11 protein-coding genes are annotated in these 10,826 nt (G+C 49.3%); 3 read left to right on the forward strand and 8 right to left on the reverse strand.

Features of this window, described 5'->3' with window-relative positions:
• Positions 1–57: 57 nt before the first annotated feature.
• Positions 58–1,833, forward strand: a complete 1,776-nt coding sequence (locus tag CFREI_RS07190) for a PucR family transcriptional regulator (RefSeq protein ID WP_051255850.1) — start codon at positions 58–60, stop codon at positions 1,831–1,833.
• On the opposite strand, the gene CFREI_RS07195 is transcribed toward CFREI_RS07190, so the two are convergent.
• Genes CFREI_RS07195 through CFREI_RS07205 form a run of 3 tightly spaced genes read right to left on the reverse strand, consistent with a single transcriptional unit; the run spans position 1,777 to position 4,036 of the window.
• Complete coding sequence (locus CFREI_RS07195; RefSeq protein WP_027012256.1) at positions 1,777–2,325, reverse strand: hypothetical protein; 549 nt, start codon at positions 2,323–2,325, stop codon at positions 1,777–1,779. The genes CFREI_RS07190 and CFREI_RS07195 overlap by 57 nt on opposite strands.
• Positions 2,325–3,872, reverse strand: a complete 1,548-nt coding sequence (locus CFREI_RS07200; RefSeq protein WP_027012255.1) for a sodium/proline symporter — start codon at positions 3,870–3,872, stop codon at positions 2,325–2,327. The genes CFREI_RS07195 and CFREI_RS07200 overlap by 1 nt, the downstream gene beginning before the upstream one ends.
• On the reverse strand, positions 3,869–4,036 hold the full coding sequence (locus tag CFREI_RS07205) for a hypothetical protein (RefSeq protein WP_156907717.1): 168 nt from the start codon (positions 4,034–4,036) through the stop codon (positions 3,869–3,871). The genes CFREI_RS07200 and CFREI_RS07205 overlap by 4 nt, the downstream gene beginning before the upstream one ends.
• 160 nt (positions 4,037–4,196) lie before the next feature.
• Between CFREI_RS07205 and CFREI_RS07210 the strand changes: the two genes are divergently transcribed.
• On the forward strand, positions 4,197–5,477 hold the full coding sequence (locus CFREI_RS07210) for a M20 family metallo-hydrolase (protein ID WP_027012254.1): 1,281 nt from the start codon (positions 4,197–4,199) through the stop codon (positions 5,475–5,477).
• 47 nt (positions 5,478–5,524) lie between these two features.
• Positions 5,525–6,946 (forward strand): dihydropyrimidinase, encoded by a 1,422-nt coding sequence (gene hydA, locus CFREI_RS07215; RefSeq protein WP_027012253.1) that lies wholly within the window; start codon positions 5,525–5,527, stop codon positions 6,944–6,946.
• Here hydA and metK read toward each other — a convergent pair.
• The 5 genes from metK to mihF all read right to left on the reverse strand — a co-directional run bounded on the left by metK (position 6,943) and on the right by mihF (position 10,771).
• Positions 6,943–8,163 carry a methionine adenosyltransferase gene (gene metK, locus CFREI_RS07220; RefSeq protein ID WP_027012252.1) on the reverse strand — a complete coding sequence of 407 codons (1,221 nt, stop codon included), beginning with the start codon at positions 8,161–8,163 and terminating at the stop codon, positions 6,943–6,945. The two genes, hydA and metK, sit on opposite strands and share 4 nt — an antisense overlap.
• Before the next feature lie 72 nt (positions 8,164–8,235).
• Positions 8,236–9,453: a bifunctional phosphopantothenoylcysteine decarboxylase/phosphopantothenate--cysteine ligase CoaBC gene (coaBC, locus tag CFREI_RS07225; RefSeq protein ID WP_420834529.1), complete on the reverse strand. Its 1,218-nt coding sequence runs from the start codon at positions 9,451–9,453 to the stop codon at positions 8,236–8,238.
• Between the two features lie 98 nt (positions 9,454–9,551).
• Entirely contained in the window at positions 9,552–9,830 is a 279-nt protein-coding gene (rpoZ, locus tag CFREI_RS07230) for a DNA-directed RNA polymerase subunit omega (protein WP_027012250.1), read from the reverse strand.
• Between the two features lie 34 nt (positions 9,831–9,864).
• Positions 9,865–10,419 (reverse strand): guanylate kinase, encoded by a 555-nt coding sequence (gene gmk, locus CFREI_RS07235; RefSeq protein ID WP_420834528.1) that lies wholly within the window; start codon positions 10,417–10,419, stop codon positions 9,865–9,867.
• A 25-nt stretch (positions 10,420–10,444) separates the two neighbouring features.
• The gene (gene mihF / locus CFREI_RS07240) at positions 10,445–10,771 is read right to left on the reverse strand and encodes an integration host factor, actinobacterial type (protein ID WP_027012248.1); all 327 of its coding nucleotides are present in this window, start codon (positions 10,769–10,771) and stop codon (positions 10,445–10,447) included.
• Between the last annotated feature and the right edge of the window lie 55 nt (positions 10,772–10,826).

Below are 10,826 nucleotides of genomic sequence, written 5' to 3' on the forward strand. Positions count from 1 at the left end.
AACCTTCCTGGTAGTCTGGTGGCCAGCAATCGTTCTACGGCTAAGGAGGATTGATCTGTGACTTCGAATTCCGTAAATGATGCCTGGCAATACGGCCACTACCTCACTATTCGCGATGTGCTTGAATCCCCCACCTTGGCCCATGCACGCGTAGAAACTTTTTGCCCACCCGAGGCACTCGATCGTCCGGTACGTTGGGTGCATGTTGCCGACGCCGTACGCGCAGGGGCACTCTTACAAGGCAGCGAACTGCTGCTCACCACGGGAATTGCCTGGAGCGATCGCGCAGACGAGCGAATAGCGATGATCGATACCTTTGCACAACGTTCTGTTGCAGCGCTGGTACTTGAACTTGGATCCCATTGGCGGCAAGTACCAGCCGATGTGGTCAAGGCATGCAAACACTACGATATTCCACTTATTGTTATCCACGATGAAGTTAAATACGTAGAACTAACGGAATACATTCATACGCTACTTTTGGAGCATAAAGTACAACAGGTTATGGCGATCCATGAAGTGACGGAGTCTTTTACGTCCCTTATGGTCAATGGCGCGCCAACCACACAAATCCTGGCACATGCCAGCAGGCTATTACAGTGCCCAGTGGTGCTCGAAGATTTATCCCATCAGGTCGTTTGCTATGCCGAAGGCCATATGCTGCCCAGTACATTGCTGAATAATTGGAGCGAAAAATCCCGCAGATGGTCAGCCGTAATTAGTAATTACGGCACACTTACGCAATGTGTCACTGTTGATTCCGAAAATGCCATTGGAGCGCGCGCCATCGTACGCGCATTAACAAGCGGGTCTATAAAAGATAAGCGCCACGAACCTGAGCTTTGGACCATGATTGATGTGCAGGCTCGAGGCTTAGCCTGGGGACGATTGTTTTACTATGGTCGGAGCCTTAGCGTCGCTGGTGGGGACCATATTTTAAGCCAAGCAGCGATTACTTTGGCAATGGAACGACTAGGGTCTACGAATCCGTATTCATGGGTCGATCTTATTGAAAAAACCGCTATCGAACGACTTGTTGATAATAAGTACACAACCGTTCAAGGAGTGCAGGAAGTACTCTCTGCGTCTGGTTTCCGCATGGAAGGCCGACACCTCTTCGCACTCCTTTTAGAACACCACGGTAGCTATATTGAACCAACAGTATTCCGCAAACAAATCCGCAAAACATTCAACGATGCTGATTTCCTTGCTACCCCACTCGAATCTGATCCGCGCCTGGTAATCGCCGCTCTTTCTATACCAGCAAATTCGCAATATCACGATATTGTTGAACCTTTGCACGCAATGGCCAAAAATATAAGCGATCAATATAGCACTAAAATACGGATTATTTGCTCCAATGCAAGTGAAACTACATTGGAGCTTTCTGCACTGATACGGCAACTTTCGCATGCAACTCCCACACCAATGCCACGCGCAAAAGTCACGGTGCTACCGCTAAGCCGAACGCCATTAGAAAATTTACTACTCACGTTACGTGATGATGTTCGTGTCCAACATTATGTAAATTCAACACTAGACCCACTGATTCTCTACGATAAGAATCATCATGGTGACCTGCTCGAAACATTAGCTGCGGTATTAGCAAATCCAACATCGCGAAAAGCTGCAGCAGACCAACTACATCTTTCTCGTACCGCACTCTACGGGCGAATCGCCACCATTGAACGGCTTCTTCATATGGATCTCAGTGATGGTGAAACTATATTCAGTTTGTCGCTTGCGCTAAAAAGCATGCGCAATGGTGTAGATACTTCACCGTTGAAACACAACGTTGCCGTTCAGGGCGTCGACAAGCGCACGACCAGATGAGGTTTGCAGCAACCAATTTGGTTTCCATAATGGCCAAATAACCTCAATGCATTGCAATTCAAATTGAGAAGCGAGTTTGAATTTTCGCAGCAATTGTGTAACCAGTGCCCGGCGTGCAATGTTAATCGATGCTTGTTTAGTAATCCGCAATTGAAGCTGTTCCGGCGATGTTTGATACACCTCAGCTACTTCAGTTTTATTCAATGTGGGAATATTTGGTAGCAATTCCCTAGAGTCCCAATGAGTTAACAATGGTGTAGCCGAGCACCGATCAACCACCACATGGTACTGCTGCCCGCGGAAAAGCTTTGCTGGTCCGGCAAATCTTGCACTTGTATGAAGTTCAAATACCACACCCAAAAGCGGAAAATATGTAAGCGTGCGATCATGGCATACCATTGATCTCCGCCACGCCCGCTGCACAATCAATTCAGCCTCGGCAAGGGCAATGCGCACTGGTAAGACTGCTGAATTCTGCCCAGTATGCTGCATTATCGCATACTCGTTTCTGGTGGGAATTGATTAATAAGCATCGGATCTGTTGAAGAATCAGCAGCATAATGCCGCGGTGTTAACCGTGCAGCCTCAGAAATCGCAACTTGAACTTTGGCGGATACCGGATACGAACGCTGAGTAGCTAATGATCCAATAATCATTGCGAGCGTAGAAGCCACTAATCCCGAAAGGAGTGGGTCTAGGCCGGTACGTTCCGTCAACCCACTTTGCACCCACAACACCACAACGATCGTGCCAGCAAGTATAGAAGCGACTGCGCCAACCGCATTAGCCTTCTTCCACCACACCGCACACACATACGCCGGGACAAAAGCGCCACCAAGGATGGACGTTGCAAACACTACGAGACTAAATACAGCTGGTGGTTGCCAAAACGCCAATGTAATCCCACCGAATGCAAGAACAAATACTGCGAGCCGTGAGATCCACACTGCTTGACGTTCGCTCATATCGGAAATAAAAAACCTTGCAACAATATCTCGAGCTGCAATTGTGGAAGCCTGCAATAAGAGTGCGTCCGCCGTCGACATAATTGCTGCCATGACTGCGGCCATAACAATGCCAACACCTGCGCTGGGTAACACAACTTTGGCGACCTCAAAGATCGCTTGTTGCGGGTCATCTAAAGTTGGCAAGATAAATAACGCAAAGACGCCGATAATATATGGTGCTGGAATAAATAAAAGATTAAACGCTGTGGAATATACGCCAGCGGTGCGCGCTACCGAGGGTTGTTTCATTGCCATATGTGATACCACAACATGAGGCCAACCCATATACCCAATGGAGAACAACAGTAGCGCGCCAAGAATTACTCCCCACTGATCTTGATAGCTTAAATCTGCGCCCCACATGGTAAGTAAATTCGGATTTATTTCCCCCACCGCTTTATTACCTTGGGTAAATCCACCTACGTATTGCAATGTGGCTATAAAAATCCACACCATACCAATAAGCATGACAATCGCTTGAATAAAATCAGTGTAGGCAACCGCTAAATATCCCCCAAGGAATGTATACAACACAATTACGCCTACTGCGATACATAGCGAAATTTCAAAGCTTAAACCCGTTACAGCGGCAAGGCCAGAACCTCCGGCAATAAATTGCGATAATACATAAATAAATAAACACACAAGCGCTACAGGTGCGGCAACAATACGCACCCATTTGCTCTCATAGCGATGTTCAAGGTACTCAATTGAGGTAAGGGAACCAAGTTTTTGGGAAAGCTTACGCATTCGGCGCCCAAGCACCGAAAGATTAATAATGCCACCACCAATATCACCCAATGCGTACCACATACCGAAATATCCTTGCGTATATGCCAGTGAACCAGCACCAAGGAACATATAGCCAGACATAGAGGATGATTGCAGCCTTAAGGCAGTCACCGCAGGCCCAAGGGAACGATCGCCTAATAAATAGCTTTCGGAGTCACTGGAAGAACGGTTTGCCGTCCACACCCCAATACCGGCCATAGCCACAAAATAGATAATGAGGAATATTAGTGCGATATTCATACTGGTTCACCTTCTTTAATTTCATCGGCAAGGTGCCAGTTTTTGCTCATTGCCCAAAAGACTGCCGTATAACAAATCCAGAAAGCACAAACACTTCCAATAACAACAACCGTAAATATTGGTAGGCCGAACATGGCATCATCCCCTAGTGTCTGCATAAGCACTACGCTTATGTCCTAGATCACACTCAATCATTAATGTCCCACGGTTGGTAGCTGCATTCTGTCCTGCAAAACCCCACAATGTTGACACTCTGTACCTTGTCCGGCATGTTCGACGCGCGGTTCAATAAAGGTAACCATTCCCCGAACAGAGGAAATTCTTATGGCTACCGACGTTTTTAATACCTCAACCTTTCTTGAAGACTTTCACTACACAAGCACATTCGGAGCTACTGAGGCAGGTGGTGTTGACCGTCAAGCGGGCAGCAAAGAGCACGGGGAAATCCGAGATTGGTTTATCCAACGGGCGCGGGAACTGGGATTTGATATTAAGGTCGATGGGATAGGTAATGTTTTCGCCTCATTAGAGTTTGTTCCGGGTACGGACCATGTCTACATTGGATCTCACCTTGATAGTCAACCATTAGGTGGCCGCTTTGACGGTACTTATGGGGTAATGGCCGCACTATACGCCGCCGCACGTGTTAAGGCACTTGTCGACGCCGGGGAGGTCACTCCCACACACAACCTTACGGTTGTTGATTGGTTTAATGAGGAAGGTTCACGCTTTGTACCTTCACTTATGGGATCGAATGTTTTTGCAGGTTTTTGGGATAAGGAAGCAACGCTGGCAACCCAGGATCCGAAAGGCATCACAGTCCGGCAAGCACTGGAAGCAACTGGATATTTAGGTAACGATACTCCCCCACCGATCGGAAGCTATGCAGAGCTGCATATTGAACAAGGGCGCGTGCTTGAACGTGAAGGGATCACTATTGGCGCGGTAGATCAATCCTGGTATACCCAAAAACTCGTGGTCAAAGTTCTTGGCGAACAATCGCACACCGGGGCTACGATTATGTCCGATCGGCGGGACGCCTTGGTAGCTGCTGCTGAGATTGTGCTTTTAGCAGAAGCGGTAGTGGATAATTTTGAACCTGAGCAGATTGTCACCTCGGTGGGCAAATTCGACGTCTTACCAAATTCCCCTATCGTGGTGCCACGCCAAGTTGACCTGGTCATTGATATTCGGGCTGATCTACAACAGGATGTGGAGCGGGCGCGTGACCTGCTACGTAACCAAATCGCTGAGGTTGCGCGGCGTCGTAAACTCACTATTGAAGCTCAAGACTTTGATATTCGGGGTATTCAGCATTATCCGATTGAGGGCATGGAACTTACGGAAAAAGCCTGCGCAGATGTGGGAGCATCGTGTCGCCGCATGCGCACTATGGCTGGCCACGACTCAGTAGTAATGAACCGTATCGTCCCGGCCGTAATGGTTTTTATTCCTTCTATTGGTGGCGTTTCCCACTGCGAATGCGAGTTCACTACCGATAAGGACATGGTCACCGGTGTTGATGTTTTGACTGGCATCGCCATTCGCATGGTTACTGGGTTGCTCGACGATGTTGCGCCTGGTGAACCTCACACGAATAACTAACCCACTGCCCGCACCTACGCTAACCCATCCTCAAGGAGGATTTCACCATGTCGACCACATTGATTCACGGTGGAATTGTCGTTACCGCCACCGGACAGCACCACGCAGACGTACTTATAGATGGCGAAACCATTGCCGCCGTCCTCGACCCACAATCAACACTTTTGGGCCATAACCTTAAAGAAACCGTTGATAATACTCTCGACGCCACTGGAAAATACGTGGTCCCAGGCGGTATTGATGCCCACACCCATATGGAAATGCCGTTTGGCGGCACTACCGCCTCTGACACATTTGAAACGGGCACCCGAGCTGCGGCATGGGGTGGCACCACAACCATTATTGATTTTGCAATTCAACGCTTTGGCGAACGTGTTTTTGACGGTCTGGAAGCCTGGCACAAAAAAGCAACTGGCGAGTGCGCTATTGATTATGGATTCCATCAGATTATCGGAGAGGTAAATACCGACTCGCTGCGAGCAATGGAACGCCTACCCGATGAAGGCGTATCCAGCTACAAAATGTTTATGGCATACCCTGGTGTGTTTTACAGTGACGACGCCCAGATCTACCAAGCAATGCGAAAAGCTGCAGACACCGGACTGCTCACTATGATGCATGCTGAAAACGGACCCGCCATCGACGCCATGGTTGCCGAGCTGCTGGCAGAAGGCAAAACAGACCCGTACTACCATGGTGTCGCCCGCGCATGGCAAATGGAAGAAGAAGCCACACACCGAGCCATTATGCTCTCAAACCTTACCGGTGCCCCACTATATGTTGTGCATGTTTCCGCTAAACAAGCCGTACAGCAATTGGCTATGGCCCGCAATGATGGCTACAACGTGTTCGGCGAAACCTGCCCACAGTACCTGTATCTTTCATTAGAGGATCAACTAGGCGCACCGGGATTTGAAGGCGCAAAATGGGTTTGTTCAACGCCACTTCGTTCCAAACACGAGCACCACCAAGAACACATGTGGCAAGCATTGCGCACCAATGATATTCAAATGGTCTCTACAGACCACTGCCCATTCTGCTTTAAAGAGCAAAAAGAATTAGGTCTTGGGGATTTTTCTAAAATTCCGAATGGCATTGGTTCAGTGGAACACCGAATGGACTTAATGTACCAAGGTGTAGTCAATGGCAATATCTCACTTGAACGATGGGTGGAAATCACCTCTACAACCCCCGCTCGGATGTTTGGTTTATATGGCAAGAAGGGGGTAATCGCACCAGGCGCCGACGCCGATATTGTGCTCTATAATCCCGACGGTCACACCAAGATTGGCATTAACGACACCCACCATATGAATATGGATCATTCTGCCTGGGAAGGCTTTGAAATCCAAGGCCATGTGGATACCGTGCTCTCCCGCGGGCGAACCATAATTCACAATAACGAATACCTTGGTTCCAAAGGCCACGGGAACTATCTGCACCGCGGCGCCTGCCAGTATTTGATCTAGTCACTCAGCCCAACCGCAGACCGTAACTCCGCTACCCGGTTTGTTTGCTCCCAAGGCAAATCAAGATCGGTACGGCCAAAATGGCCATAGGCTGCGGTCTGAGCGTACATTGGCCTGCGTAAATCAAGTTCGCGGATAATTGCTGCTGGCCGTAGATCAAACACTTCGGTGACTGCGGCTTGGATTTGCTCATCGGCTAACCCATGGTTTGCTGTGCCAAAAGTCTCTACATATAAACCAACAGGCTTCGCACGACCAATTGCATAAGCCACTTGCACTTCAACACGATCTGCAAGGCCAGCTGCCACAACGTTTTTTGCTACCCAACGCATTGCATAAGCCGCCGATCGATCGACTTTGCTTGGGTCTTTTCCAGAAAACGCACCGCCACCATGACGGGCCATGCCACCGTACGTATCCACAATGATTTTGCGTCCAGTCAGTCCGGCGTCGCCCATTGGGCCGCCAAGAATAAACGAGCCGGAGGGGTTTACCAAGAGTTTTAGGTCAGCCCCGGTGAAAGTATGCAGATTGGCGTCTTTAATCACCCAATCTAAAACATGCTCGCGAAGTTGCTGCTCCAACCATCCTTGAGTGACCTCGGGATCGTGTTGAGTTGAGATAACTACCGTGTCTAAGTGGCTCGGTGTGTTATCAGCGCTATAGGCAAAGGTAACTTGTGTCTTTCCATCTGGACGCAAATGTGGAACGATACCTTCTTTGCGCACTTGCGTTAACCTGCGCGCCAGCCGGTGCGCAACAGATATTGGCAATGGCATATACTCTTCAGTTTCATTTGTGGCATAACCAAACATAAGCCCTTGGTCACCAGCGCCATTACGATCTTCTTCTTCAACTTCTAGACCAGAGCGCACTTCTTGGGACTGATCCACACCAGCCCCGATTTCCAAGCTTTGTTCGCCGATTGCTACGGTCACGCCACAGGTAGTGCCGTCAAACCCCACTTCTGATGATGTAAACCCAATGTCCCGAAGTTTATTTCGAACAAGTTGTGGAATTTCTACGTAACCATCACAACGAACTTCACCGACTACGTGTACGAGACCAGTAGTAACGACTGTTTCAACCGCCACGCGCGAATTTGGATCAACCCGCAACATTGCATCCAAAATAGTGTCAGAGATTGCGTCGCAGATCTTGTCTGGGTGTCCTTCGGTAACGGACTCCGAAGTAAAAAGACGGACTGAGGTGCCCAATGAAGTTTCCTTTTATATGAGGGTTATTTCAACTCCACTCAATCTAGACTAAGCTGTCTAAAAAGGCAATACTTACTCACGGACCTGCTCAATCACATCCCAGATTTGCGCCGCGACCTCAAATTTTGAACCATGTGACACTTCAATCACATCCCCTGTTTTGGTGAGCAGCCAACCCATATTTGTGGCTTGTCCAAAGACTTTTCCTTTGCCAACTTCATTGCACATCAATACATCACAACCTTTGCGTTGCAATTTCGCCTTGGCATGCTCTAATACTGAATGCTGCGCATCACCAGTTTCAGCGGCAAAACCCATAATAATTTGGTCAGCCCGCTTATCCGCCACAAGTCCAGCAAGGATATCTGGGTTTTCTACCAACTGCAGCTGTGTGAGTTGATCGGCGTTTTTTCCTTTTTTAAGCTTGACATCCGCAGCAACTTCGGGCCGAAAATCGGCAACTGCAGCAGCCATAATCACAATGTCCGCATCGGGTGATTCCTCTTGGATTGCCTCATGCATCTCCACGGCCGAACCGACACGAATAAGCCGCGCACCCGGTGGCGTCGGCAAGCTATCCGTACTCGCCGCAATCAGCGTTACATCCGCGCCACGGTGGACCGCAATCTCTGCCAGCGCAAAGCCCTGTCGACCAGATGAGCGGTTACCTAGGAAGCGGACCGGATCAAGATCTTCTTGTGTCCCACCCGCGCTAATAACGACCTTTTTGCCCTCCAACGTACGTTTGAAGCTTGCACCAGCCAGTGCAGCAAGCGCCACCACCCCAATCTGCTCAGGTTCCGGTAATCTGCCCGGCCCGGTATCTTTTCCGGTAAGCCGACCGTGGGCCGGTTCAAGCACAATAACTCCCCGCTCTCGTAGCGTTTCGACGTTCGCGCGGGTCGCTGGGTGGTGCCACATTTCGGTATGCATAGCTGGAGCCACCACCACTGGACAGGTGGCCACTAAATACGTTGCTGTAAGCAAGTCATCGGCACGCCCTGCAACCATGCGTGCGAGAATATCTGCGGTGGCAGGAGCAATAACAATCAGATCAGCTTGCTTCCCTATATTCACGTGGCGAACTTCGTCAACAGCATCGAAAACACTTGTAGATACTGGGTTGCCTGAGAGCGCTTCAAAGGTCGCTGCACCAATGAAATTCAATGCAGAAGCCGTTGGAACAACCCGAACATAATGGCCGAGTTCCGTAAAATACCTGACCAAGTGACACGCCTTATACGCGGCAATTCCACCAGCAACACCGATAACTACATTTTTACTCACCACAAATACCAGTATCCCTTATTACAAATATGGAAACGACAATAGGGTCCTCAGCCTCCATAGTTTGGAGAAGAAGACCCTAATATTTATAGAGCTTAGTGTTAGCCCTCGGTATGGTCCAACAAACGACCATTGATCTCACGTAGTGCGATAGACAATGGTTTTTCTTGCGGATTTGGGTTTACCAAGGGGCCGACGAATTCAAAAACACCCTCGTCTGCCTGCTGGTAGTAGCTATTAATTTGTCGTGCGCGTTTCGCGGCAAAAATCACCAAGGCATATTTGGACGATACTTTATCCAAAAGATCATCAATTGGTGGAGCAGTAATGCCGATCGGCGTATCGAAAACGTCCCTATTATTGGCAGTCACGTTGGTCACATGCACCTTTTCAGCGTTATATGGATAGTAAAACTTATGAACTCAGCAGAATCGCGCGAATCGTTGCGACCGCTTGTTCAATATTGTCATTGACCACAATATGATCAAATTCGTCTTGCGCTGCCAACTCGCCTCGGGCGGTTTCTAAACGGCGTGCAATGACATCTTCAGGCTCAGTACCGCGACCAGTCAGCCGCTCCACTAAAACCTCCCACGATGGTGGGGCTAAAAACACGGAATGCGCTTCGGGCATTTCGCGAACTACATTACGAGCCCCAACAAGGTCGACCTCAACTAGTACGGGCCGACCTTGTTGAAGAGCTTTTCGAACTGGGCTAGCTGGTGTACCGGAACGCTGTAATCCACCGTGGATATCTGCCCATTCAAGCATTTCACCACGATCAATCTTTTCCTGAAATTCCTCCGCTGACACGAAGAAATAATCACGACCATCAACCTCACCAGGCCGAGGCTGGCGAGTAGTCATGGAAACACTAAAATACAGATCCGGAATTTCATCGCGTAACCGGGCAACGACCGTGGATTTCCCCACGGCGGAAGGGCCGACCAATACTACTAGACGACCCATCGAACTAGCTGTAGACAATTTCGTCTTAGTCCTCGTCGCTAAAGCCGAAGCGCTCTAGCAGCGCACGACGCTGACGATCACCTAGGCCGCGAAGACGACGAGTCTGGGCAATTTCCAACTCATCCATAATCTCCTTAGCCTTCACTTTGCCTACCTTCGGCATTGCCTCAAGCAAAGCCGAAACCTTGGTTTTACCGATGATTTCGTCGGTTTGAGCCTGGGCCAGGACCTCCTTAAGGTTCGTGCCACCGCGCTTGAGCTTCTCCTTTAGCTCTGCACGTGCCTTGCGGGCCTCAGCGGCCTTCGCAAGGGCTTCCTTGCGCTGCTCGTCGGTCAACTTGGGAAGGGCCACGGGGTTCCTCCGATTCAAATAAACGGTCAATGTTCTTGGGGTAATGTCTACCAGA

The organism is Corynebacterium freiburgense, from assembly GCF_030408815.1.
GTDB classification, from domain to species: domain Bacteria; phylum Actinomycetota; class Actinomycetes; order Mycobacteriales; family Mycobacteriaceae; genus Corynebacterium; species Corynebacterium freiburgense.

Excerpts from the sequence above, each read along its gene's own strand:
- CFREI_RS07195 (WP_027012256.1), bottom strand. The coding sequence starts at position 2,325 with ATGCAGCATACTGGGCAGAATTCAGCAGTCTTACCAGTGCGCATTGCC.
- CFREI_RS07200 (WP_027012255.1), bottom strand. The coding sequence starts at position 3,872 with ATGAATATCGCACTAATATTCCTCATTATCTATTTTGTGGCTATGGCC.
- CFREI_RS07210 (WP_027012254.1), top strand. The coding sequence starts at position 4,197 with ATGGCTACCGACGTTTTTAATACCTCAACCTTTCTTGAAGACTTTCAC.
- hydA (WP_027012253.1), top strand. The coding sequence starts at position 5,525 with ATGTCGACCACATTGATTCACGGTGGAATTGTCGTTACCGCCACCGGA.
- gmk (WP_420834528.1), bottom strand. The coding sequence starts at position 10,419 with ATGGGTCGTCTAGTAGTATTGGTCGGCCCTTCCGCCGTGGGGAAATCC.